25 protein-coding genes are annotated in these 23,110 nt (G+C 54.0%); 6 read left to right on the forward strand and 19 right to left on the reverse strand.

Translation table 11 applies throughout. The features are described from left to right. Positions 1 to 115: 115 nt before the first annotated feature. From AMM48_RS07015 to AMM48_RS07045, 7 genes are all read right to left on the reverse strand, one after another. Complete coding sequence (locus tag AMM48_RS07015) at positions 116 to 898, reverse strand: succinate dehydrogenase iron-sulfur subunit (protein WP_022732620.1); 783 nt, start codon at positions 896 to 898, stop codon at positions 116 to 118. Positions 899 to 923: 25 nt separating this feature from the next. Then, positions 924 to 2,720, reverse strand: coding sequence for a succinate dehydrogenase flavoprotein subunit (sdhA, locus tag AMM48_RS07020; protein ID WP_102783468.1), 1,797 nt, complete (start codon positions 2,718 to 2,720; stop codon positions 924 to 926). Positions 2,721 to 2,724: 4 nt separating this feature from the next. After that, entirely contained in the window at positions 2,725 to 3,108 is a 384-nt protein-coding gene (sdhD, locus tag AMM48_RS07025) for a succinate dehydrogenase, hydrophobic membrane anchor protein (protein ID WP_022732622.1), read from the reverse strand. Between the two features lie 27 nt (positions 3,109 to 3,135). After that, on the reverse strand, positions 3,136 to 3,516 hold the full coding sequence (gene sdhC, locus AMM48_RS07030) for a succinate dehydrogenase, cytochrome b556 subunit (protein ID WP_022732623.1): 381 nt from the start codon (positions 3,514 to 3,516) through the stop codon (positions 3,136 to 3,138). A gap of 330 nt (positions 3,517 to 3,846) precedes the next feature. Continuing rightward, the gene (locus tag AMM48_RS07035; RefSeq protein ID WP_198413506.1) at positions 3,847 to 4,983 is read right to left on the reverse strand and encodes an endonuclease/exonuclease/phosphatase family protein; all 1,137 of its coding nucleotides are present in this window, start codon (positions 4,981 to 4,983) and stop codon (positions 3,847 to 3,849) included. A 109-nt stretch (positions 4,984 to 5,092) separates the two neighbouring features. Then, the gene (locus tag AMM48_RS07040; protein ID WP_102783469.1) at positions 5,093 to 6,142 is read right to left on the reverse strand and encodes a MaoC family dehydratase; all 1,050 of its coding nucleotides are present in this window, start codon (positions 6,140 to 6,142) and stop codon (positions 5,093 to 5,095) included. A 93-nt stretch (positions 6,143 to 6,235) separates the two neighbouring features. After that, positions 6,236 to 7,114 carry a CoA ester lyase gene (locus tag AMM48_RS07045; RefSeq protein WP_102783470.1) on the reverse strand — a complete coding sequence of 293 codons (879 nt, stop codon included), beginning with the start codon at positions 7,112 to 7,114 and terminating at the stop codon, positions 6,236 to 6,238. 219 nt (positions 7,115 to 7,333) lie between these two features. Here AMM48_RS07045 and AMM48_RS07050 point away from each other — a divergent pair, with 219 nt between their 5' ends. The 3 genes from AMM48_RS07050 to AMM48_RS07060 are packed head-to-tail and all read left to right on the forward strand — an operon-like array spanning position 7,334 to position 11,267. Further along, positions 7,334 to 8,902 (forward strand): OmpA family protein, encoded by a 1,569-nt coding sequence (locus AMM48_RS07050; RefSeq protein ID WP_102783471.1) that lies wholly within the window; start codon positions 7,334 to 7,336, stop codon positions 8,900 to 8,902. A gap of 3 nt (positions 8,903 to 8,905) precedes the next feature. Continuing rightward, a complete protein-coding gene (locus AMM48_RS07055; RefSeq protein WP_102783472.1) occupies positions 8,906 to 10,399 on the forward strand; it encodes a hypothetical protein in 1,494 nt (497 codons plus the stop codon). A gap of 34 nt (positions 10,400 to 10,433) precedes the next feature. Continuing rightward, positions 10,434 to 11,267: a hypothetical protein gene (locus AMM48_RS07060; RefSeq protein ID WP_102783473.1), complete on the forward strand. Its 834-nt coding sequence runs from the start codon at positions 10,434 to 10,436 to the stop codon at positions 11,265 to 11,267. 8 nt (positions 11,268 to 11,275) lie between these two features. Here AMM48_RS07060 and AMM48_RS07065 read toward each other — a convergent pair whose 3' ends face one another. The 10 genes from AMM48_RS07065 to pspB form a co-directional block, all read right to left on the reverse strand. After that, positions 11,276 to 12,187 carry an efflux RND transporter periplasmic adaptor subunit gene (locus tag AMM48_RS07065; RefSeq protein ID WP_102783474.1) on the reverse strand — a complete coding sequence of 304 codons (912 nt, stop codon included), beginning with the start codon at positions 12,185 to 12,187 and terminating at the stop codon, positions 11,276 to 11,278. A gap of 8 nt (positions 12,188 to 12,195) precedes the next feature. Further along, complete coding sequence (locus AMM48_RS07070) at positions 12,196 to 12,399, reverse strand: DUF1656 domain-containing protein (RefSeq protein ID WP_102783475.1); 204 nt, start codon at positions 12,397 to 12,399, stop codon at positions 12,196 to 12,198. Next, positions 12,396 to 14,504 (reverse strand): FUSC family protein, encoded by a 2,109-nt coding sequence (locus AMM48_RS07075; protein WP_102783476.1) that lies wholly within the window; start codon positions 14,502 to 14,504, stop codon positions 12,396 to 12,398. The genes AMM48_RS07070 and AMM48_RS07075 overlap by 4 nt, the downstream gene beginning before the upstream one ends. Positions 14,505 to 14,518: 14 nt before the next feature. Further along, positions 14,519 to 14,977: a MarR family transcriptional regulator gene (locus AMM48_RS07080; protein WP_240626535.1), complete on the reverse strand. Its 459-nt coding sequence runs from the start codon at positions 14,975 to 14,977 to the stop codon at positions 14,519 to 14,521. 103 nt (positions 14,978 to 15,080) lie between these two features. Further along, the gene (locus tag AMM48_RS07085; RefSeq protein ID WP_244271145.1) at positions 15,081 to 16,301 is read right to left on the reverse strand and encodes a serine hydrolase domain-containing protein; all 1,221 of its coding nucleotides are present in this window, start codon (positions 16,299 to 16,301) and stop codon (positions 15,081 to 15,083) included. A gap of 10 nt (positions 16,302 to 16,311) precedes the next feature. Further along, on the reverse strand, positions 16,312 to 16,644 hold the full coding sequence (locus tag AMM48_RS07090) for a hypothetical protein (RefSeq protein ID WP_022732628.1): 333 nt from the start codon (positions 16,642 to 16,644) through the stop codon (positions 16,312 to 16,314). 33 nt (positions 16,645 to 16,677) lie between these two features. Continuing rightward, entirely contained in the window at positions 16,678 to 17,277 is a 600-nt protein-coding gene (locus AMM48_RS07095; RefSeq protein WP_102783477.1) for an EndoU domain-containing protein, read from the reverse strand. 15 nt (positions 17,278 to 17,292) lie between these two features. After that, positions 17,293 to 18,669, reverse strand: coding sequence for an AAA family ATPase (locus AMM48_RS07100; protein ID WP_102783478.1), 1,377 nt, complete (start codon positions 18,667 to 18,669; stop codon positions 17,293 to 17,295). 255 nt (positions 18,670 to 18,924) lie between these two features. Then, positions 18,925 to 19,536, reverse strand: coding sequence for a PspC domain-containing protein (locus AMM48_RS07105; RefSeq protein ID WP_102783479.1), 612 nt, complete (start codon positions 19,534 to 19,536; stop codon positions 18,925 to 18,927). Then, positions 19,533 to 19,781 carry an envelope stress response membrane protein PspB gene (gene pspB, locus AMM48_RS07110; protein ID WP_102783480.1) on the reverse strand — a complete coding sequence of 83 codons (249 nt, stop codon included), beginning with the start codon at positions 19,779 to 19,781 and terminating at the stop codon, positions 19,533 to 19,535. The genes AMM48_RS07105 and pspB overlap by 4 nt, the downstream gene beginning before the upstream one ends. Positions 19,782 to 19,829: 48 nt before the next feature. On the opposite strand from pspB, the gene AMM48_RS22155 reads away from it, so the two are divergent. Further along, positions 19,830 to 19,979, forward strand: coding sequence for a hypothetical protein (locus AMM48_RS22155; protein WP_158246436.1), 150 nt, complete (start codon positions 19,830 to 19,832; stop codon positions 19,977 to 19,979). A 121-nt stretch (positions 19,980 to 20,100) separates the two neighbouring features. Here the strand turns inward: AMM48_RS22155 and pspA are convergent, their stop codons facing one another. Continuing rightward, positions 20,101 to 20,775: a phage shock protein PspA gene (pspA, locus tag AMM48_RS07115; protein WP_022732633.1), complete on the reverse strand. Its 675-nt coding sequence runs from the start codon at positions 20,773 to 20,775 to the stop codon at positions 20,101 to 20,103. Positions 20,776 to 20,945: 170 nt separating this feature from the next. Here pspA and pspF point away from each other — a divergent pair, with 170 nt between their 5' ends. Then, a complete protein-coding gene (pspF, locus tag AMM48_RS07120; RefSeq protein WP_102783481.1) occupies positions 20,946 to 21,950 on the forward strand; it encodes a phage shock protein operon transcriptional activator in 1,005 nt (334 codons plus the stop codon). A 2-nt stretch (positions 21,951 to 21,952) separates the two neighbouring features. After that, positions 21,953 to 22,408, forward strand: coding sequence for a hypothetical protein (locus AMM48_RS07125; RefSeq protein WP_102783482.1), 456 nt, complete (start codon positions 21,953 to 21,955; stop codon positions 22,406 to 22,408). Positions 22,409 to 22,428: 20 nt separating this feature from the next. On the opposite strand, the gene AMM48_RS07130 is transcribed toward AMM48_RS07125, so the two are convergent. Further along, positions 22,429 to 23,052: a LysE family transporter gene (locus AMM48_RS07130; RefSeq protein WP_102783483.1), complete on the reverse strand. Its 624-nt coding sequence runs from the start codon at positions 23,050 to 23,052 to the stop codon at positions 22,429 to 22,431. Positions 23,053 to 23,110 lie beyond the last annotated feature (58 nt).

Consider the following 23,110-nt stretch of genomic DNA (forward strand, 5'->3'; position numbering starts at 1 on the left):
GTCTTATCGCCGCGAAGTTTGCATTAGAACAGAAAAAGCCGCCAGGATCATCAGATCACTGGCGGCTTTAACATGTTGGCGTAAAACGCCTATTTCAGGGCAACCCGATGCGCAATTATGCGCGGCGTTCTGCAATCATCTTTTTGATTTCAGTAATCGCAAGCGACGGGTTCAGGCCTTTCGGGCAGGTATTGGTGCAGTTCATGATCGTGTGGCAACGATACAGGCGGAACGGATCTTCGAGTGCATCAAGACGTTCACCGGTATATTCGTCACGCGAGTCTGCCAACCAGCGATACGCCTGAAGCAAAACGGCCGGGCCGAGGAATCGGTCGGAGTTCCACCAATAAGACGGGCACGCGGTCGAGCACGAGAAGCACAAAATGCATTCCCACAACCCATCAAGCTGGGCACGTTCTTCACGCGACTGCAAACGCTCCCCATCCGGCGGTGTCGGGCTGTCGGCCTTAAGCCACGGCTCGATCGAGGCCAGCTGCGCATAGGGCTGCGACAGGTCAGGCACCAAATCCTTCACCACCGGCATATGCGGCAGCGGATAGATTTTGACCTCACCCTTGATGTCATCAATTGGCTTAAGACACGCAAGCGTATTGCGGCCATCAATGTTCATCGCGCACGAACCGCAAATGCCTTCACGGCATGAACGGCGGAATGTCAGGGTCGCATCGATCTCGTTTTTAATCTTGATCAGCGCATCGAGCACCATCGGGCCACACTTATCGAGATCAATATCGTAAGTGTCGGTCCGCGGGTTGTCGCCGCTGTCAGGATCAAAACGATAGATCTTGAAGCTACGTGTGTTCTTCGCGTCAGCCGGAGCAGAGAACGACTTGCCCTCTTTAACGACCGAATTGGCGGGAAGATTGAATTCTACCATCTCTCAAATCCTCTCTTGCCGCGCCTTAATAGACGCGCTCTTTCGGCTCGATGTATGACACTTCGTCGGTCAGGGTGAAGTTGTTAACCGGACGATACGTCAGATCAACAGCATACCCCTTGGCGTCATCCACCTTGGCAATGGTGTGCTTCATCCAGACTTCGTCATCACGTTTTGGATAATCTTCGTGGGCATGTGCCCCACGTGATTCGTGACGCGCTTCTGCCGAATTCATTGTCGCTGCGGCACAGGTCATCAAGTTCTCAAGTTCGAGAGTCTCGACCAGGTCCGAGTTCCAGATAAGGGATCGATCCGAAACGCCAACATCGGGAAGTGTTTTGGCGGTTTCAGACAATTTGTCCTTACCTTCTTTCAGGATTTCAGCCGTCCGGAACACGCCGCAGTTACCCTGCATGACGCGCTGCATTTCCAAACGGATATCTGCCGTCGGACGCGAACCTTTTGCCCAGCGCAGACGATCAAAACGTGCAATCGCTTCGTCGCCGTCGGTGGTTTTAAGTTCCTTGAACGATGATTTCGGATCAACCACTTCGGCGGCATGCATGCCACATGCACGGCCAAACACCACCAGATCAAGCAGCGAGTTGGTACCCAAACGGTTTGCACCGTGGACCGACACACAGGCGGCTTCGCCTGCGGCCATCAGGCCCTTAACAATTGCGTTGGGGTCTTTGGCGGTTGGGCGCAGAACTTCGCCCTTATAGTTGGTCGGAATGCCGCCCATGTTGTAATGGACCGTCGGAAGAACCGGGATCGGTTCCTTGGTCGCATCAACACCGGCAAAGATTTTTGCGGTTTCGGTAATGCCCGGCAGACGTTCCCACAGCACTTCCGAACCAAGATGTTCAAGATGCAGGTGGATATATTCGCCGTGCTCGCCAACACCACGACCATCGCGGATTTCCTGTGACATGCCACGCGACACAACGTCACGCGATGCAAGGTCCTTAACAGTCGGCGCATAACGTTCCATGAAACGTTCGCCTTCGGAGTTGGTCAGATACCCGCCTTCGCCGCGCGCACCCTCGGTAATCAGGCAACCCGAACCGTAAATGCCGGTCGGGTGGAACTGAACAAATTCCATGTCCTGCAAACCAAGCCCCGCACGGGCCACCATGCCATGACCGTCACCGGTACAGGTATGGGCCGAGGTGCAGCTAAAGAATGCACGGCCATAACCGCCCGATGCCAGAATGACCATCTTGGCGTTGAAACGGTGCATTTCACCGCTATCAAGGTCCCATGCCACCAACCCGCGGCACGTGCCGTCATCATCCATGATAAGATCAAGGGCGATATATTCGACAAAGAACTCGGCTTTATGCTTCAGGCACTGTTGATACAGGGTATGGAGCATCGCGTGACCGGTACGGTCAGCCGCGGCACAGGCCCGTTCAACCGGCGCCTTACCGTGATCACGGGTGTGACCACCAAACGGGCGCTGGTAGATTTTGCCATCTTCGGTGCGCGAAAACGGCATGCCGTAATGTTCAAGTTCATGAACAGCCGGCACCGCATTGCGGCACATATATTCGATTGCGTCCTGATCACCCAGCCAGTCTGACCCCTTGACGGTGTCATACATATGCCACTGCCAGTGATCTTCGGACATGTTGCCAAGCGACGCACCAATGCCACCCTGTGCCGCAACAGTGTGCGAACGGGTCGGGAAGACCTTGGTGATACATGCGGTTTTAAGCCCGGCCTCAACCGTACCCAGCGTCGCGCGAAGTCCCGCGCCGCCCGCACCCATAACAACAACGTCGTAGTTATGGTCGATGATTTTATAAGATTCACTCATTGGCTCAGGCTCCGGCAAAAACGATACGCAAGACCGATACAATGGCAGCAACGGACAGGAATGCCGCCACAGCCTTGATCAGCATCAACGAAATCATTTCTGCTTTACGGTTATGCACATAATCTTCGATCACGACTTGCAGGCCGTGCGTGGTGTGCACAGCAACGCTGACAATCATCAGGATCATCATCGTCGAATGGAAGTACGAGCTCAACCACGCATGGACCGCGTCATAGTTGGCTGTATGTCCGGCAAGAATCGAAATTATGAACCAGATGCCGAGCGGAAGGTTCGCCATCGCTGTAACGCGCTGGGTCCACCAGTGCGATGCGCCACTTTTGGCAGAACCAAGACCGCGCACACGGCCAAGATCGGATTGCATCTTCATGACAAGTTTGTCCCCTCTTGCCCGGCCTTAGGCCAGACCGATGATCCAGGTGATAATGGTCAGCACAACTGCCGCGCCAAGGACGATGGGGTTGCTTTTTGCGGCACCCTCATTCGACAGGCCGCGACCAGTGTCCCAGACAAGATGCCGGACACCGTTGCAAGCGTGGAAATAAAATGCCACCGTCCAACCGAACAGCAACAAAAGACCAAACCACGAGGTGAAAAATGCCTGATAGCCTTCAAAGGCATCACGGCCAGCGCCGGCACCAATCAGCCAGGACGCTAAAAATACGAAACCAACGGCAAGGCCGACACCCATCACGCGGAAAGTAATGGACATCACTGCTGCCATCGGAAGCCGGTACACCTGTAAATGCGGAGACAGCGGCCGATTGGCTTTGCTCATAACGGAATTGCCTCTTCTCAAAGTAGCTGGCGGGAAAGCAGGGTTTATTTACCCATGCGAGCCGTTTGAGTCAATCTGAACCCCTCTGTAAACCAAAGAAATCAGTGATCAAATCGGGTTTTAGCTTCCGTTTAACTACGTAGGTTGACCTCTCAGACACCGTAAACGACCCGCGGGAAGGGCCCAAAGTAAGACTCGGCGTCAAACTCCTGAAGTGCATACGGCATAACGTGGACTTAGCAATTGCACAATTAGACCTTCTTACGCAAGACAACAGCAATGCGATCAATGGCTAATATTCGTCAAAGATGAGGATGAATGTGCCTGTAATCAACCGTCGCCAAGCACCGCATTGAGATAATCTTTGGAAAAATCGGTCTGAATTTCACACCAGAGAAGTTTATGGTCCGACATTTGATGCTTGCGATAATATCGCCGGTAATAATTTTCCTTTTGATCGCGGGTGCGCAAATTACCGTCACTGTTGCGATCAAACGCCGTCCCCCACACGTGATCAAGGTAATGGTCGCTGTCCTCGTTGCGATAAATCACATCAAACATGCTAAACACGCCCGATCGCAGCAAACTGAACCGGTCATCGGCCAACCGGAACGCAATCTGGTCATAATGATGCTTTCCCGACAGGCTGGTCGGGGCGTTCTTGATCGCCTCGGGAATGACAAACCCGGCGCCTTCAAGCGCCTGCATGGTGTGATGTTCGGGCGACACAATGTTGAAATCACCCAGCAGGACAAAATTGGCGGCCTTGCCCTGCACCTTCTGTTCCTTGCTTTGACGTGCGGCAAGAAAATCGGCTATGCGGCGTATTTCTTCACGCCGATGCGCCATTTCCGGACTGGTTTCAGATGCATTGCCATAAAAGATATGTACCGTACACAGCTTGAATTTGAACCAGCCTGATTGAAAGGCGACGGAAAAAGGTGTCCGGGCAAACTGCACCCCACCCACGTCATGACCGACGGCCGTATTACCTGCATCATTGGCACGGCCCGGCTCGACGATCTTCTGCCCGGTCGGCAGGACAATTTCACCCGCCTCACGGCGAAACCAGACCTTGGATTTGCGAAAGGCAAAGGCAAGCCGTTCGCCATTGCCTTTGCTGCCTTCGGTGGTGTCGGTGACGATATAGTCCCAGCCACTGCCCAAATGATCGCGAAACAGCGTTTCAAGGGCCGCAAGGTTTTCATTCACTTCCTGAATCGCCACCAGATCAAAATGATCGATGATTTCGGCAATATACATCATCGACTCGGCCTCACGGGTATAAGCCCCGCCATTGCCAAAATGCATCAGGTTCCATGACGCCAGACGCAGGCTTTGTGTCTCGGCCTCCGCCCCGGCAAGAATGTCTGATTTCAAACGCTCCTTAAGCCGCAAAAGCGCACTGGCGACAAACCGACGATGGATCGGATTTTCAATATCGCGGATGGGTTTGACATTAGTCACGGCACCCTCACACTGCAATTTATGGTGAATGCATCATTCTACTCAATTCAACCATAAATGAAAGTTACAGTTTCAAAAGCAACCAAAGCGATTATCGGACACTGTAAACCTAGCGCGGAATGAGAACCGTATAATCAAAGTCCAAAAGAACATCTGCGTGATATTTGCCGTCCTCCGTCCGCAACGGAAAATCGCTTGCCCGGCGATCTCGCACGGCCACAAGCCGCAAACGAAGCGCGCCAAGGTCACGCCGACCGGGCAGTTCAAACTTATCCAAAACTTCTGACCAGGCAAAAACCGTATCCCCGGCAAAGGCCGGATTGGCATGTGCCCCGGCATTGATTGCGGCAATTTTAAACGCATTGCCCAACCCGTTAAACGACAAGGCGCGGGCCAGCGATATGATATGCCCGCCATAAATCAGCCGTTTGCCAAACCGCCCGGCACCGGCGGCAACCTGATCAAAATGCACCTTGGCTGTATTTTGATACAGCCGCGTTGCGATCTGATGTTCGGCTTCTTCAAGGGTCATGCCATCAATATGGTCGATCTTTTCCCCGACATAATAGTCATCCCAAAGATCGGGCGATCCTGAAAGTTCGGTATCATAATCGGACGCATCCAACCCAACGGGCACCTGAAGCGCCTCGGGCGAAACAACCGTTGGCAGCTCGGGTAAAACCGTTTCGGGGGCCGGCGCGGATTGGTCTTTTTTAACCACCATCACCCAGCGATTGTAATCAAGCACCATCTCGCCGCGCTGATTACGCCCGACGGTATTGACGTAAACAACCCCGGTTTTGCCGTTTGAATTTTGCTTGAGCCCCGTCACGGTCGATACTGAACTCACCGTATCACCGGGATAGACCGGCACACCAAAAACACCCCCGGCATATCCCAGATTTGCCACAGCATTTAACGACACATCGGGTACCGTTTTGCCAAACACCATGTGAAACGCCAACAGGTCATCGACGGGGGCGGATTTAAACCCGATCCGATGGGCATAAACGTCTGACGACTGCACGGCAAACCGCGGACCATACAGCCCGGTATAAAGGGCGACATCGCCCGATGTAATGGTGCGCGGCGTCGCGTGGCGGATTTCCTGCCCGATGCGGAAATCCTCAAAATAGTTCCCCAGATTGGTCTTTGACATTCGATGGCCTCCCTAAAGGCAAAACTCTGCAAACGTCCGGTTCAGTCGGATTTTATGTCTCTGTTATCCGAACCGGTGTCTTCGGTTGGCCGTTCAGGCCCCGTCCATTTCGCCGATCAAATCGGCCATGGTCACCAGTTTCTGGGCTGACACCACATGCAGGTTTTCAATCAGCTTGCCATCCACAACAACAACGCCCTTGCCCTCGGACGCGGCCTGCTCAAAGGCCGCAATGATCTTGCGCGCCCAGGCAACATCCGCCTCACTTGGCGCAAAGGCCGTATTGGCCGCGCCAATGGTTTTGGGATGAATAAGGGTTTTACCGTCAAAGCCCATCTCGCGGCCCTGCTGGCAGGATGCGGCAAATCCATCGTCATCGGACAGATCAAGATGCACACCATCCAAAATCGCCAAGCCAAAGGCCCGTGCCGCCAAAATACACAGACCAAGGCTTGTGATCATCGGCAAACGGTCCGGGGTATGGGCGCAATTTAAATCCTTCGCCAGATCAGATGTCCCCATAACAAACCCGCCAAGCTTGGGGTGGGCGCCTGCAATTTCCTTGGCACCCAGCATCGCAAGTGGCGTTTCCATCATGCACCAGATGCGCATGTCCTCATGCGCGCCTTCGCCCGCCATGATGTTTGCCACCTGACGCACGGTATCGGCACTTTCGACCTTGGGCAGCAAAATCGCATCGGCCGATGTTTTCGCCGCCGCAACAATATCGGCATGGCCCCACGGGGTATTAAGCCCATTGGTTCGGATTTGAATTTCACGTTTGCCATAGCCACCCTCGGCCAAGGCCGAGACAATCTGATCGCGTGCGCTATCCTTGGCATCAGGCGCAACCGCGTCTTCCAGATCAAGGATCAAACCATCTGCGGGCAGGCTCCGACCCTTTTCCAGCGCGCGGGCATTAGAGCCCGGCATATACAAAACAGACCGGCGCGGACGTGGGGCAGCAGCCATCAGACATCTCCCGTTTGATAATATTTGTTCAAAATTTACGTTTTATTTTTACGAAAATTACCCAAACTTGTTTTGCACCGCAAGTCACTTTTTGCGCTGCAGCAGCCTAAGACGACAATACCATCGAATAGTCGCAAACAACACTTGCTGACCGAAGGTCGGTGACGGTAAGAGTATTTAAGGGGACTAATACAGATTTTGGTTGAGTTTGGGGCTTTCATGAAATTTAAACCGGCAAAGGTACTGGTAGCATCGCTATGTGCGACCAGTCTGCTCAGTGGCTGCGTCACAAATGGCGGGAACGCTAACTTCTTAAGCACCACGCCCGGCGCCAACGGTGAATGCGACTACAACGAAGCTGCCTATGTGATCGGCGGGGCCGTTGTTGGCATTGGTCTTGGCCTTCTTCTTGGTGGAGACAACAAGGGGATTGCAACTGTTGCTGGCGGCGCGGCGGGCGGTGCACTGGGTAAAGGCTTGCAGTCATATCTGCAAAGCAGGTGCCAGGAACTTGCCGCAGTTCAAAAGCGCATGAAAGAAAGCGAACTCAACGTTCAGGCAATTACGGCCCCTGCCTCGGGAAGCTGGGTCAACCCCGATGACACCCAAAAGGAAGACGGCGAACAGGGAATCGCCGTAACCGTTTCAAATACAGCAATGTTTGAAACAGGCTCATCCAAACCGACAGTATCCGCAGCCGATGATTTGCAGGAGTTGGCAAAAACCTACGCAAATAAAAATCGTAAAGTCCTGATTGTTGGACATACCGACGCGACAGGGCCAGATGCCTTTAACCGAAAACTTTCGGAACAACGTGCCCGCGCGGTTGCCAAAATCTTCTCAAGCGCAGGCGTTTCAACAGCAGACCTTTATTACAAAGGTGCTGGCGCAGACCGACCGGTCGCGACCAACCAGACACCAGAAGGCCGTGCCATTAACCGCCGTGTCGAAGTTGTCGAACTTGAAACAGAAAAAGGCATCATCGCCTATGACAGCTTCGTAGAAAGCGACCCAAATTTACCTGCACGGGTCGCAGCATCTCTTGAAATACCCGAAACACCGCCCGCACCTCCGAAATCTCAGCCCACCCAGAAACCTTCTGATGAAGGGCAGGTTGCATCTAAAACCACGACCTCATCACCGACGCAGCTACCAAAGACATTAAAGGTTGGAAGCTCAATAGATTTCGGCGGTCAATCCATTGCGGACTATGACCAAAACCTTGCTGAGCAGATCGAAAAGAAAGAAAAAGACGATAGTTTCATCGCGTCTCTTTGGCCTATTTCCGATGCGCAAGCATCAAACGAAGACCCGATGCTTGGCACCACCTGCATCAACGACACCTATCGCCCTGTTGGCGAGGTTATGTCGCTTGATGATGACAAGCCAATCCATAGTACTTCGGACTATGTCCCGGGGCTTTATTCCACATCTTGGCACGACCAAGTGAATGGGCACCTTGTTGGTTTGACCCACGTTGCCGTCCTTAAAGACAGTGGCTTAACCAACAAACAACCCACCTTCTTTGTCTTCGAGAATTACCAAAAAGGCGATCAGGATCCAACTCTTAGCGCTTCGGCCTCTGCGCGATCTTATGCCGGCAAAAACGGCGTGATCTATCGGGTTTTTCTTGATGAAACAGTCTGGCCTGCCCGGTGCGTCGATGTCTTCTTCCCGAAAGGAAGCGCACAAGGCAAAACTGCCGACGCACGAATTTATTACGATAAAAACGAGCAAGTCTTCGCAAATGCGATGACTCTGAAAATTGCCAAAAGTACGGAACAATAATTCATGGATGAACTTTACGCATTCCTGCTGGCCTATCGCGCCATCATCGGGGCCGCCGTACTTACGGCCATATTCGTTATCCTCGTCATCACATGGTGGGATGAGGTAAAGCTCTTTTTCAAAAGCATGCTTTACAGCTTACCTTTGATTGGCAAAACGCGCCGACTGGCAAAAGACATGTCGGTCCGCAAAGATGGCTGGTTTGCATCAGAACGAACTCTCTGTGATGATTTTGCCGGTGACATTCGTCGCATTGCTGCCGATCCGGAAATGTACGATCGCTCCAAAAGCTATCTTGGCAAAGTTCAGGAACTCGGCCGGAATGAACTTGGCGTCTTTATGCGCATTCTTCTGATCGCAATGGTTTTCGTAGAGGCTCTTGGGTTCGCCTATGTTCTTGCTGGATACACAATTCCTGGCGCTAGCGAACAGTTGCAGGTTCAAGGGTCCTTCTTCATTGCCTTCCTGATTTCTTGTGTGTTGGTTTTCCTCACACACCAATCTGGTCAGGAACTTCACAAACGCGGCTTAATCAAGAAAGTCCGTACGTGGTGGATGCATGATACGGACGAAGACCGCGCCAATCTGTTGGGTCGCACAAACAAGGTTACACTTGAAAATGATCAGGTAGATGACAACGATCCTGCCTATATGCAGATCCTTCATCGTGTTGATACCAACGCCCATGTAACACCGGGAGCCCCGATTTGGACAATGATTGCGGCAATCGCAATCATTGGCGTTGCGGTTGGGGCAACCTATGTACGGTATGAAACGTATCAGCAGGAAAAAACGGCGGAAACAATTGGTGCCGCGGCCCCATCAAACAACTCTGTTTTCTCGCTTGGCGATTTATCTGACGACCTCCCAAATGTGCTCACCCAACCACAGGCCGACGCGGATCAACAGGCCGAGAACGAACAGGAAGGCGCGCGCGATGCCGCTAATCTGACGACCTATGCCATTTTGGCGACCCTTTTCATTCTTATTCAGATTATGGGTATTGGTATCGGTTACAAAACCGGCTTTGCCGGTAAGGAAAGTGCCACTGCACGCGGCATTATCCGCAATTTTCCAAGCCGAACCTCATACGAAGCCTGGTATGAACGTAAACGCGATGCGATTGCGCGCGTTGCCCAAAAGCATCTTTCTAATTTGCAGGTGCGGCTAACCGCAAATGCATCGGCAAACGGTGTCGACAAAACCCACCGCGAAGTCTTGATGGGTTCTGCGGATCGGACATTTATGGACCACCATGAACAATCCGAAAACAAGGCAGAAGTATCGCGCCAGAACGCCGACAAACGTAAACAGTCCTCTGTACATGCCGCCAAAGAAGAACGCACACCGACCGTTTCTGAACCAATCGCAGAAACCCGCGAGGAAATGGAAGCACGTATCCGCCAGGAACTGTTGAACGAAAAACAAGCCCGCGAAGAAAAGACCGAAACCGAAGAAGAAATGCGCGAGCGTATCCGCAAGGAAATGGGGGAGTGATGATAACTCTCCGTGATCCAAGGAAATAACGACAATGTTCAAACACACTTTTGCTGCTTTTGCGATTCTGCTGGGCTTCGTTCACAACTCGGCCCATGCCGCACCTGCGACAATAGGAAGTTGTTATGACACGGTAAAGCTGGGGGATATTACGCCCCCGGCTCTATCGCGTGATCTTTACGTTCTTGTTGATCAGACCATGGCTCTAGATGCAAAACTTCAAGAAGAATCGTATCAGAAAATTATCCAGTTCCTGATGCCCGGTGATTCCGTGCAGGTTATTGGATTTTCTGCAAATGCAGCGGGATACTATACTGAAATTATTCTACGCGGCGTCATTGATGCGCGCCTGCCCGAAGATACCCGCTACGCGATCTCGAAAAAGATCTTGCGCCAAGTCGATACCTGTCAAAAAAATCAAGACAGCCAAGTCAGAACCTATACCGGAAAGGCTCTTTTGCATGCCTTTTCCAATGCGACAACGGACCTTCCAAAAACAGAAATCCTGTCCAATCTTTCCAGTGTCTCAAAAAACATCATATCCCAATCAGACACACCCGAAAAATACATGCTGATCATCTCCGACATGATGGAGAATTCTGATCTTTTGTCGCTATACGGTGGGGGAAAGCTGGAAAACCTGAACCCTGTGCGTGAACTGGAAAAACTCGAAACGAAGGTAACCTTCGAGGATATGGATCAAACACAGGTTTATGTCGTTGGTGGCGGTTTCCTGAATGATGGGAAGTACCGTTCTTCTGTCGCGCTCAAATCTCTGGAAGATTTCTGGTCATTATATTTTGAGCGCTCAAACGCTGATCTGCGTCAGTTTGGAACCCCTTCGTTACTTGGTCAAATCGGGCAATAAAATGCGGGTTAGCCTAGGGTCAGGGCCGTAGGATAAAACACTGCGTCTCCTGCGTTTGTAAGAACAGTCACACTGGCACTGCGCCCCGCGACAAGGCGAACATCGTCTGGCACATCGTCAATCGCAATGCGCACCGGAACACGCTGGGCCAGACGCACCCAGCTAAAGGTCGGCTTGATGACGGCCAGACCGGCTGAGCTGCCTGACCGTTCGCTGTCCTGAATGCCGCCCGCAATGCTAACGACATGCCCGAACAGGGATCGATCCTCACCCATCAGGCGGATTTCGACCTGATCGTTAATGGCAATGCGCGGCAGTTTGTTTTCCTCAAAATACCCCGCGACATAGAACGAGGTGCTATCGACAAGGGCGGCCACCGCCGAACCGGCACCGACATAATTTCCCGGACGCAACGAAAAGTTGGTCACGATACCATCGACCGAGGCGACAACACGGGTCCGCTCAAGGTTCAGGCGCGCCAGATCAAGATCGGCCTGTGCCAATTCCATCGCCGCCTGCGCGGTTTGAAGGGTGGTCCCCACCTGTTCCTTTTTCTGGCGCGACACAACGTCGCTGTTAAGCCCTTTGTAGCGCTTGACTTCACGTGCGGCCTGATCGCGCGCAGCCACGGCACTTGAAAGTTTGGCCTGTGCCTGATCAACCGCAACCTGATAACGCGCCGGATCAAGCGTGAACAAAAGATCGCCCGCCTTGACCATCTGGTTGTCCTGAACGTTCACATCGCGCACCAACCCGGCAATATCCGGGGCCACCGACACGACATCGGCACTGACGCGGCCATCACGGGTCCAGGGTTCGTTCATGTAATAATCATAAAGATGGACACCACCGGCAACCGCCGCCCCCACCAGAACAAGCGTGAAACCAACACGCGCGATTTTTGCAAACAAGGATTTCATAACATCACCTATTGAATAAACAGGGCCGAAAGCCCGGTCAGGATCAGGACATAAAGCGCAAGGTCTGTCAGGGCGGGGTGCACGGTTATCTTGTAAAAACCGATCCGCGCCAGACCAACATGGGCGATTTTCAAACATCCCCATGCCGCCAGTGCCATCACCAGAAAGGCCGGTACAAACAGGCCATAAAGATTAAGGGTCGGATTGATCATGCTGTTTCTCCGATCAGGGCGACGGGCATAGTGCCGTTCTGCCCGTTTCGCGCAGTGGGTTCGTGGTAAAGGCCCAGATCGGGCGCGTCATCCTTTGATAAGGTTCGACGCAACGCCACGAGCGGGATTAACAATTTTTCACGCGCCGCCCCTTTGGGCATACCCATCACATCGCGCAGGATATGATCGACATCGCTTAGGATCACCGCATCCGGTGCGCGGGTGAAATCATCGAGCCGGGCTTCGAAATGCTGCGCGATATTTGCCAACAACCGATCAAGCTTTGTTGCCAAAGCCGGTTCTGCCACCATGCGCAACCGCCGCAGATCATAAAGAACCGACGCGATTGAGACTTCCGGCATCACCCGAAGGAACGTTTCATGGTGTTCTGGTGCCATCGCCAGACGCGGCAGGATCAAGCCCTGCCGATCCAAAAGACGGCGGATCATGATCATGCGGCCCAGCTTCAATTTGCCTTTGCCAATCGCGGCAATATCACGCCAGTTGGCCCGCACCAGACGACGAATGTGCCGGTCAACCGGCACCACCCGGACAAAGGCCGTGACAATGGCCGCCACACCAAACCCTGCCAGCGACGCAATCCCGCCGCCAATCACCCCGGCAACATTGCTGCTATAGGCCGTACCGACATTAAGGATCATCACAACATTGACCAGCATCGCCAACGCAAAGCCATAGGTTTGCGGCGACGTGATCAAAACGCCCAGCAAGATGAAATAGGGCGCAAATACCATCGCCAGAAGCGGAAACCCGTCAATACCGGGCAAAATGACAAGGCTGTAAATCAGCACCACACCCACCGCCATCGCGGTATAGCGGATAAAGCCCTTCAACGCCGGGACCGGGTTATCAAGGAACGACATGAGGCTTGCCCCGACGGCTGCCATCATGGCCGCGGTTGCCCCATTTGGCCACGCCGACATCATCCAGAAGCCGCACACCACCATGGTCGCGATGAACGCGGTCAGGCCACAGCGAAACGCCACCCCGTAATCACGGTGCAATGCCCGGTCACCGCCACTTTCCTGCCAGCGATCAATCACATCATCTGGCACGTCACCGGCGCGAATACCGGCCCACAGCGCATGACAGTCCTCATGAAAATCAAGCAACCGATGCAAACGATCACACAGGTTAAGCTGTAGTAACGCCGCCCAATCATCACCACCGCCAAGGGTCTTGACATATGCCGTAATGTCGCGATGCAGATCAGCGGTCTGTTTCGGGTCGTGATGCTGGGCAAGGATAAAGTCGGAAATCCGCCCCAGCAGAGCGGAAAGTGCGTCCGGCACCGCCCCGGTCTGCGCCTTAAGCGCGGTCAGACGATCATAGATGGCATAAAACACTGGCAACAATGCCGCCATTGCACTTTGCAAGGCCTGTAATTGACGGGTCCGTCCGGCAAACCGGGATTTTTCATATCCCAGATGCAACGCCAATCCATGTAGCTCACCAAGGTCGGCCGCAATCCGTGCGCGGTCATTCTGAATGGCACCACCATCACTTGCCGGGTCAAAACTTTGTGCCGCCAGCTTGGCAATATCGCCCATCCAGCCATCAACGCGCGTTGCAATCACCGGCCCGATATGGCGCGGCAGGATAATGTGACTGACCAGTGTGGCACAGACAATCCCCAGACTGATTTCCTGACAACGCGCAATTGCGGTGGCAAAAACATTGCCCGGATCGGTGACACAGGGAAAACCAACAATCGCGGCGGTATAGCCGGCCAGCATGAACACATAGCTGCGCGGGGTGCGATCAAGCCGCGACAAAAACAAACATCCCCCCACCCAAAGCGCCAATGCCATCGACAGCAGAACCGGCGCATTCACCAGATTGGGAACAAGCACCACAGCCGCAATCGCGCCAAACACGGTACCAAGAACACGATAAATCGCCTTTGACCCCAACACACCCGATAACGGATGGGCAACGATATACACGGTTGCCATCGCCCAGACCGGACGATCAAGGTCAAACATCAAGGCGATATAAAGGGCCAAGATCGACGCGCCAAAGGTCTTTAACGAAAAGATCCAGTCAGACGTCGTCGGGCGCAGGGCAAGAATGGATTGTAACATCACATCCCCCCGCCCTATTGCGCATCATCACGCGCAGCCAGCTTACCCAGCAACGCGTGCATGACATCAAGTGTGACATCAAGATGCTCTGGCGCGATATCGGCCGTAAGCTCCCCGCGCAATGTGCCAAGAATGACTTCAATCTCGGCGGCCTTGCTTTTACCGGCATCGGTCAGGGCAACCATTTTGGCCCGGCGGTCGGTCGGATCGCAGACCCGTGTGACCAGCCCGTCACGTTCAAGCGTATCAATCACCCGCACAAGCGACGGCCCCTCAACCCCGATTTCATCGGCAATCAGCCCCTGACGCACCGCACCGCCACCGCGATGCAGCACGATCAACGGCATGACCATGGTTTGGGAAAGACCCTGTGACTGAAGCGTGCGATTAACCTCGCGTTGCCAGCAACGGGCAACACGCATCAAGGCACTGCCAAGGGTCAGATATGCGGGCTCAACATCAATTTTTTCCATGCCCGAACATAGCATAGAAATTAGATAGGATTCTAACTATTAACAGACTATCTGTTATGCCCTGCCTGCATAGACCACCCCGGACGATGGAGAACACCCCACCTTATTCCGGCTTCCCAAAAATCCCGGTCATCAGCATACTGGTGACGGTCGGAACGTCGTTTAACGCCCGCCCGTTTGACAGAAACACCACCACGGTGTCCTGATCGGGGAACCATGAAAATTCGGCGGAATAACCAAAGTAAATCCCGTCATGCCCCCACACCGGGCCCCACGCACTATTGCCGATCACAAACCCATAGCCATAAGACCCGTCCCCGGCAAAAATCGTATCGCTGGTCGCGCGCTCAATCGCATTGGGGCCCAATAACACCCCGTTAACAAACAGTGCCCGGGCAAACTTCACCATGTCTTCGACCGTGGACATCACCCCGCCATCGGCAAGCTGATCACCCACATCATAATCGGTGACGTCTTCAAGCTGCCCGTCATCATCGGCATCATCAAACCCGCGCGCCAGAAGGTCCGGGCGCGGAAACCGGCCAAAGGATGTATTGCGCATTTCGGCGGGTTCAAAAATCCGGCGGTTAAACACCGCTTCAATAAGATCGCCCTCAACCGCCTCAATCATGATGCCCAGCAAGATGAAATTGCTGTTGGACGGGGCATAGGTCGAACCGGGCTCAAAATAGGCATCATGATCGGCAATCAGCGGCAGCAACTCAATATTGCGCCAGCCATGCTGCGGATCGCTGCCGACCAGTTGAAAGAAAAACTCCCCATCAAGATAATCGGGGATACCCGAACTGTTGCGCAAAAGATCACGGATGGTCGCCGTCTCGCTGTTGGCAATACGGCCCTTGTATTCCTCGGGCAGGAATTTACCGATTTTATCTGACAGATTGATGCGTTTTTCCGACGCCAGCTGCAAGGTCACCACAGATGTCATCATCTTGGTCAGCGACCCGATATAAAATTGCCGGTCGACCGTCATCGCCGTGTCGGGCTTGACCGAGGCATAGCCGCTCGCCGCCGTGCGCAGTGTCCCGTTGCCATAACCAATGCCAACAACCGCACCGGGCAACCCGGCATGATCGACATATTGCTTCAGGAAAATCTCAAGCGGATCGGCATCGGGTTGTGTCTCCCCTTTGGCAGTCTGCGCCATCGCCACGGTCGGACACAGCATCGCCGGAAACACATATGCCCCCAGCACCAGCACCGCAAAAACCCCAAAAACCCGATGCAGCTTTATCATACGCCCCATAATCTCGTTGCCCATTATCCAATGGCGACCATCTGCGCGGCCTTGCGAACCTGCCATTTTGTGGTGTTCATCGGTCGATCTGCTTGCACCAGGCCACCAGTGCAGCCCGCAATTCTTGCGTTTTAACCTGCACCGACGGATCGCCCGCATCATCATAGACCGGTGATATATCGGAAACCTCCATCCCCACATTGAGGATATGGGCATTCATCGCCATTTCCCAACCCGTTGATTTTCCCGAAATCACATCTTCCACCTTGGCCAGAACCTGTCCCGCCCAATCGGGCACAGCCTGAACATCAAAAACCAAAACAGCACAAATCTGATCATGCCCGGCGTTGCCGACAATCCGCCCCGGCCAGTCAGGCACAAAGGCCTCATTATCATTCGATGCGGTCATGGGTTTTGTCCTTAAAAACAGCCTGCTACGCACTTAACGCAGCGGAAAGGCCGTATTGATCCGACCGTCTTTGAGCAACCCCATCGCGATCAAAAACCGCGATTTTGGGGCCGCCCCGACACAGAATTTTGCATTTTCCCCGGTCAATCCGCCGTCCTCCGGCCGATTGGCCCCGCATTGCCACCAACCGGGCGATCCCGCCGGACAGGATTGGCGATGCTCAAATGCATACAGGATCGATGCCGTCACCTGTTCCATGCTGCACGCATCGGGAAACAGGCTGGAAAACTTTTGTGGATCATCCCCATTCGGATTGCGCAAGCGCACGGTCCCGGCATAAATCCCGTTGGCATTGGGGCTTTGCGTCACCTCAACCCCGGCCACCGTGGCCGGATTGATCGCATCTGGCCGGGCATGAAACCCGGTTGCCGATCCGTTGGACCGGATTTCACCGCAAAACACATGATCAAGGTTGATCGGAGGCGTGCTTTTGCTCCATGCCGGGTCTGCCGGGCAGGCCACCTGTGCGCGCGCCGGCAAGATCAGCACAAACAATCCAACAATGATGATAACGGCGAGACCCGTAATACCACCACCAATGCCCAACAGCCCCAAATTCCGGCGACCTGTCATGTCTCAGACCCGTCCTTAAAGCTGCGAAAACTCAAGCCCGATGCGAAGCGCCAGCACACTGGCCGGTTCAAACCGCATCGGTACACCGCCAATTTTCCCGCCGTGCCATTGCGCCTTGGTCAAAACAAACGCACCCAGCGGCAAGGCATGACTGCCCCGGAAATTAACCAATGCACGGATTTCCTTGGGCTTGCGGATCGCTTCATCACGCCACAGACAGTGATAGGCAAATAAGGGCGTGCCCGACCGGCGATCCAAGAACACAAATGGCACCTCATAATGCCCCCAGCGCGCGTAATAGAGGCTTTCCATGCCGACACTCGATGTCAAAAACTGCGTCTGGATCGCGGTTTCCGCCAACCGCGTGATTGTCGCACTGTCGGACGTCCGCGCGCCAATAAGCCCGGTGCGCAAACCCGGATGGATCAGATGGACCTTAAACGCCACCGCACGCTGGAACGGCTTGGCATCCTGATCAACACGTTCAAGACGGCGCACCAGCCACGCACTTTCAAGATATTCCAGATAACGGCGCAGCGTGTTTTTGGCGATATCAAGTTCCCGCGCCAGTGTCTCGATCGAAAATTCCGACCCGGTGTTATAGGCCAGAAGCGCAAACAACCGATGCAAATCCGACGGGCTTGATATCCCGTGCAATCCGGGCAAATCGGAATGAAGCGACCGGTGAATGGCGCGCGCTTCGCCGTTGCGGTCATGAAAACCGCCTTCGTTGATATAGGCCTCGAACATCTCGTTAAGCTCGATCAAGCCACCCGGCACATCGGACGTATAACGCCCGACATTTGGTGTTTCGGGTAAAACATCGCTGGGCGAAACGCCATTTTGTTCGAGATATTCGGCAAAACTGAACGGGGGTAAAAACAGGCTCTGGATATGTCCGGCACTGTCCGCACTTGGGGCCAGCGCACTGACCGCCACCACGCGCAACAGCGGATCCGCCACTAGCAATTGTGCCAATCGGTCTTCCCAATCACGTTGATAAGACACCTCGTCGACGAAAATCCACAATGGATGATCGGCCGAAATACCGCGCATCGAGCGCAGTAATTTGGGCAGGCGCGGCAGATCAATTTCCAAAAACAGCGGATGTTCGAGCGAGATATAGCAAACATGGCGGCGCGGCGTGTCGGCATTCAGCAAGCCTGCAATCGCCTGGCGCATCATCACGGTTTTACCCACCCCGCGCGGCCCGGTCAGGACAACCGCCTTTTGCCCGTCATGCTTTTCAATTGCCGCCCAGAACCGCTTGAAAAACGCGCGCTGCGGCAAATCATGGACCAGATCGTCCGTCACCCCGTCCCACCACGGGTTATCTTGCATCAAACGGTGCAGAAAATCCTGCTCACCGGGATGTTCGATCATGGTTGCCATCGTCACCTACCCCAAATATTCCGCCGCCCATCGCGTGTCTTTGGCGATAATGCCGGGGAAAACCTTTAAATTAGGTATAGTGATAAACGCTATTTGGCAATTATTTCGCAATTCCCTGCAAACAAAAGAAAAACCGGACCCGCAAAGCAGATCCGGCAAAAAGGCTGGTGGCGATTTCACATTGCAGACGCAAGGGGGATCGGTTGCAAGGGAAATCGGGGATTTGAAATCGCCACCCGTATCGCGTTCGTCGCGTTACGCTTTATCGTTGGGGGAGGAAGGATCGTTTTTCGGATCCTTTGAATGTGCATCATCACCAGACGTTGCATCATCCTTTTTCATTTTTTCAAGTTCGGACGCCAACCGGTAATCGCCAGAAGCAACAAACCCCTCCATCGAGCCGGTCCGGCTTTCAAGATCGTCAAACTTCTCACGCAGCTCTTCCATCCACGGCTCTTCAAAATCAACACCCATGGTGGGGCGATCTTCCGGTGCCGTGCTGCTTGATGTCGTGCGGGTTGCTGTGGCGTCATGGCGCGCTTGATGTGACGCATTGCCACGCGATGCGCCGCCAAACTTGCCGCGCAATCCATCAAACCATGACGGATGATGGACAAACGCCCATGCAATGCCAAACAGCATCACACCCACCGGAAAACTGAACACAAGGATCAGGATAAAGGCAATCAGAACGCCTTTACGTGGAATGCCAAAGCTTTCCGCAATCCCGCGCGTAGTGCGACCAATCACACCGTGACATTTCTCGCCGTTCTGGTCACGCTTGCGCGCACGGCATCCGCCGTGATCGCGCCTTTTGTGACCACACCGATACCCACCGCCATCAGCAGTCGCTTGCTGGGCACTCATATCCTGTTCCTCCATTCGACAACCTCGGCATCCAACAGGCGTTCAAGTGTTTCGACACGGCCTTCAAGACGTTCGGCCCGTTTTTTCAAACCCGCCACGAGTTCCTTTTCGTGCGCGGCTTGCTCCGGGCTTTGTGCGCGCTGTGCCGTCTTCATCCGCTTCCAGACCGTTATATAGTGAAACACAACCCAGACCGGGCCAACAACGGTAATAAATACGATAAGAGGTACAGCAAACGCCCACATGTCTGTCAGCTCATTCCTTGTTCAGGTTTATACCAAGGAGTAGTGATAATGATCCATAGAGACACATTCTCCCGGTCCCCGGCCAGAAGCAGTTCGCGCGGCGATGCGGTGCATCGGAAGCGAAATGCGACGCAGTCCGGGGGCCGGGAGAATGTGCCGTTCCGGTCGCGCAAACACACCATCGGCGGGCGTCAGTAAACCTTGACGATGAACGTCATCGCCTGCGGTTTGCTTCCTACCCGATGGCACGTTTGCGCGATCTCTATGGGTCATCATCATTACTCCTTGGTATTACGTGTCGAAACCCTCGGCACGCTGATTATTTGTCTTTCTTGACGTTCTTCACGCGCGATTTAAGCTCCTTGAGATCATCTTCAATCCCAATTTCGCCCTCAAGGTCTTCAAACTGTTCTTCAAGGCTCTGCCCGCGACCAAGGTCCCAGGAATCCGCGCCTGCTTCAAGCTCGTCAATCCGGCGCTCCATCTGCTCATAGCGCAGAAGTGCGTCATCAATCTGACCCGAATGGATCTTTTCACGCATTTTGACACGCTTTTCAGCGGTCTGCATACGGATTTCCACCGCGCGCTGCTTGCCCTTGGCTTCATTAAGCTTGTTCTGCAACTTGTTCAGATCCTCGTCGAACTTGCCAAGGGTCTCTTCAATCACTTCAAGCTCGCGCTCAAGCACAAGGCTCTGATCGGCCAACCGGCGGCGCGCCATCAGCGCACCCTTGGCCAGATCATCACGGCCCTTGGACACGGCAAATTCCGCCTTGGTGTCCCACTCGACCTGACCGTCGTGCAGCTTTTTAAGCTTACGCTCGACTTCTTTCTTGTCGGCAATCGCCTTGACCGCACTGGAGCGCACTTCAACCAAAGTGTCTTCCATTTCCTGGATCATCAACCGCACCATTTTTTCCGGATCTTCGGCACGATCCAGAAGCGAGTTGATGTTGGCATTTACGATATCGGACAAACGCGAAAACACGCCCATTGTCAGATCTCCTTCATTCATCGGGGGACGCAAAAATTCTATTCTCTCTATTTCAAATGCCATGCCAGTTTTAACTATCTATATTTTTCAACGCCTTGAACAATCATCAGACTATTAAATTAACTTTTATCGCGACATTAATTTCGATTTTCGATATCGTTTTTCGCGAAATGGATAGTTTGCAACCGATATTGGGCGAAGACCCCATTTTTCTGGCCGCGCTTGAGCATGTCTCACGTCTGGCTCCGATTGAACGCCCGTGTCTGGTGATTGGCGAACGCGGATCGGGTAAGGAGCTGATTGCTGCGCGCCTGCATTACCTGTCGCGCCGCTGGGGCGGGCCACTGGTTAAGGTCAATTGCGCCGCCCTTTCTGAAACCCTGCTTGATACCGAGCTGTTTGGCCACGAAGCCGGGGCCTTTACCGGGGCGGCCCGCCGCCATATTGGCCGGTTTGAACGCGCGCATGGCGGCACCATCATCTTGGACGAAATCGCCACCGCCAGCCCGGTGGTACAGGAAAAGCTGCTGCGCGTTGTCGAATATGGCGAGATTGAACGGGTTGGCGGCTCCGAGGTGATCGAAATCGACACCCGCGTCATTGGTGTGACAAATGAAAACCTGCGCGAACTGGCCAAAACCGGCAAGTTCCGCGCTGACTTACTCGACCGCCTCGCCTTTGACGTCGTTGCCGTGCCGCCGCTGCGCCAAAGGTCTGATGATATCCTGCCCCTTGCAGAACAGTTCGCGCTGGAAATGACCAAACGTCTGGGACGACAGGTTTTTGCGGGCTTCACCCCGACGGCGGCCCGCCAACTGCTCGGCCACGCTTGGCCCGGCAATGTCCGCGAATTACGCAACGCGGTCGAACGCAGCCTCTATCTCTCCGGAAACGACGAAGCCCCGCTTGGTCATATCGTGCTCGACCCGTTCGAAGGCATCTGGACCGAAACCGACCATGCCGGACCACCGGCAGCAACAAGCGCCCCCGACGCCCCAACTCCAAGCAGCACAACAGACTTCAAATCCCAGGTCGCCGAGTTTGAAATCAACCTGCTCAAACAGGCGCTGCGGGATCACGGAAACAACCAGACCGAAGCTGCCAAGGCGCTTGATCTGAATTATCATCAGTTTCGCCGGTTGCTCGACAAGCACAGCCTGTTACCGGGGAAATAAGCATGTATCAACCCCGGACTCCGAACTACGACAAATCCGATCCGATCAAACGTTGGCAGCTGCCCGACAGGGTCTTTTTTGCATGCGGCGCTTGTCACATTCTCGCCCATGCCTTTCTTGAACGCTATGCAAACACGGCAATGCAGCCATTCTGGTTCAAGCCATTTGATGGTTTCACCGGAAACCACATCGTTGTCATCTGGGGTGATTGGGCATTTGACTACCACGGCTACAGCAAACGCACCGTCCTGATCGATCATTATTTCAAACGCGCCCGGCAACGCTGGCCGGGCTGGGATGCAGAATTGCAGCCACTGCCCCGCGACGTGCTGGTCTCTGAAAACAAATCAAAGGAAATCAGCGGCCTTTGGTTGCGCGAACCCGACCAGTTTCTTCACAACGCCCTGCCCCGCGCCGAACGCTATCTTGATCGATTTGGCCCGCCACCAGACGCTTAATCGGCCAATGCCAACACGCTCTACACCCCAATCAAACGCGACAAGGTCAAAAGCGCAAAAAACAGCAATCCCCCAGCGCAGGTTAGATTAAGCACCCGCCAAATAACCGGCGACACATAATGCCGCGTCCAGCCGATGCCTGCGGCACAGACAAAACACCACAAAAACGACGACGCCATAAACCCGGCAATGAAGACAAAAAAGGCCAACCCATCCGGGTCTGCCGCCCCAAGTGCCGAGATTGTCCCGCCCAAGGCCGCCCAATAGGGGATATTCATCGGATTAGACAGTGAAAGCCCTGCCCCGGCGGCAAAGGCAGACTTTCGACTTTGCACACCCGACGACATCAAACAGGGCATCGGGCGAATAGCATCGCGCAGGCTTTGCCACGCCATCCATCCCAGCAACGCCGCCCCTAGAACGGCCATCGGCTGTGCGACCAAAGGCAGCGTAAAAATCGCCGCCGCCCCCAAAAGCCCCAACACAGCCCAAATCAGATCGCCAATCAACGAGCCGACCTGCACCGCAAAGGCCTGCGCAAACCCGCCGACCATGCCACGCCGAAGACTTTCGGCAAAAATCGCCCCGGGTGCTGCGTTAAACAAAAACCCCAGCGCAAAGGCCGATACAAACAATTCGATCATCCATGCCCCGCCAACAAAATGCCCTGTACCTTATGCACATGCATCTGCTTAGCGATTG

The sequence above is a fragment of the Thalassospira sp. GB04J01 genome (assembly GCF_000751115.1).
GTDB classification, from domain to species: Bacteria; Pseudomonadota; Alphaproteobacteria; order Rhodospirillales; family Thalassospiraceae; genus Thalassospira; species Thalassospira lucentensis.

Coding starts and splice junctions, on each gene's coding strand:
- AMM48_RS07015 (WP_022732620.1), bottom strand. CDS start 898: ATGGTAGAATTCAATCTTCCCGCCAATTCGGTCGTTAAAGAGGGCAAG.
- sdhA (WP_102783468.1), bottom strand. CDS start 2,720: ATGAGTGAATCTTATAAAATCATCGACCATAACTACGACGTTGTTGTT.
- sdhD (WP_022732622.1), bottom strand. CDS start 3,108: ATGAAGATGCAATCCGATCTTGGCCGTGTGCGCGGTCTTGGTTCTGCC.
- sdhC (WP_022732623.1), bottom strand. CDS start 3,516: ATGAGCAAAGCCAATCGGCCGCTGTCTCCGCATTTACAGGTGTACCGG.
- AMM48_RS07040 (WP_102783469.1), bottom strand. CDS start 6,142: ATGTCAAAGACCAATCTGGGGAACTATTTTGAGGATTTCCGCATCGGG.
- AMM48_RS07045 (WP_102783470.1), bottom strand. CDS start 7,114: ATGGCTGCTGCCCCACGTCCGCGCCGGTCTGTTTTGTATATGCCGGGC.
- AMM48_RS07050 (WP_102783471.1), top strand. CDS start 7,334: ATGAAATTTAAACCGGCAAAGGTACTGGTAGCATCGCTATGTGCGACC.
- AMM48_RS07055 (WP_102783472.1), top strand. CDS start 8,906: ATGGATGAACTTTACGCATTCCTGCTGGCCTATCGCGCCATCATCGGG.
- AMM48_RS07060 (WP_102783473.1), top strand. CDS start 10,434: ATGTTCAAACACACTTTTGCTGCTTTTGCGATTCTGCTGGGCTTCGTT.
- AMM48_RS07065 (WP_102783474.1), bottom strand. CDS start 12,187: ATGAAATCCTTGTTTGCAAAAATCGCGCGTGTTGGTTTCACGCTTGTT.
- AMM48_RS07070 (WP_102783475.1), bottom strand. CDS start 12,399: ATGATCAATCCGACCCTTAATCTTTATGGCCTGTTTGTACCGGCCTTT.
- AMM48_RS07075 (WP_102783476.1), bottom strand. CDS start 14,504: ATGTTACAATCCATTCTTGCCCTGCGCCCGACGACGTCTGACTGGATC.
- AMM48_RS07080 (WP_240626535.1), bottom strand. CDS start 14,977: ATGGAAAAAATTGATGTTGAGCCCGCATATCTGACCCTTGGCAGTGCC.
- AMM48_RS07085 (WP_244271145.1), bottom strand. CDS start 16,301: ATGGCAGGTTCGCAAGGCCGCGCAGATGGTCGCCATTGGATAATGGGC.
- AMM48_RS07090 (WP_022732628.1), bottom strand. CDS start 16,644: ATGACCGCATCGAATGATAATGAGGCCTTTGTGCCTGACTGGCCGGGG.
- AMM48_RS07095 (WP_102783477.1), bottom strand. CDS start 17,277: ATGACAGGTCGCCGGAATTTGGGGCTGTTGGGCATTGGTGGTGGTATT.
- AMM48_RS07100 (WP_102783478.1), bottom strand. CDS start 18,669: ATGGCAACCATGATCGAACATCCCGGTGAGCAGGATTTTCTGCACCGT.
- AMM48_RS07105 (WP_102783479.1), bottom strand. CDS start 19,536: ATGAGTGCCCAGCAAGCGACTGCTGATGGCGGTGGGTATCGGTGTGGT.
- pspB (WP_102783480.1), bottom strand. CDS start 19,781: ATGTGGGCGTTTGCTGTACCTCTTATCGTATTTATTACCGTTGTTGGC.
- AMM48_RS22155 (WP_158246436.1), top strand. CDS start 19,830: ATGATCCATAGAGACACATTCTCCCGGTCCCCGGCCAGAAGCAGTTCG.
- pspA (WP_022732633.1), bottom strand. CDS start 20,775: ATGGGCGTGTTTTCGCGTTTGTCCGATATCGTAAATGCCAACATCAAC.
- pspF (WP_102783481.1), top strand. CDS start 20,946: ATGGATAGTTTGCAACCGATATTGGGCGAAGACCCCATTTTTCTGGCC.
- AMM48_RS07125 (WP_102783482.1), top strand. CDS start 21,953: ATGTATCAACCCCGGACTCCGAACTACGACAAATCCGATCCGATCAAA.
- AMM48_RS07130 (WP_102783483.1), bottom strand. CDS start 23,052: ATGATCGAATTGTTTGTATCGGCCTTTGCGCTGGGGTTTTTGTTTAAC.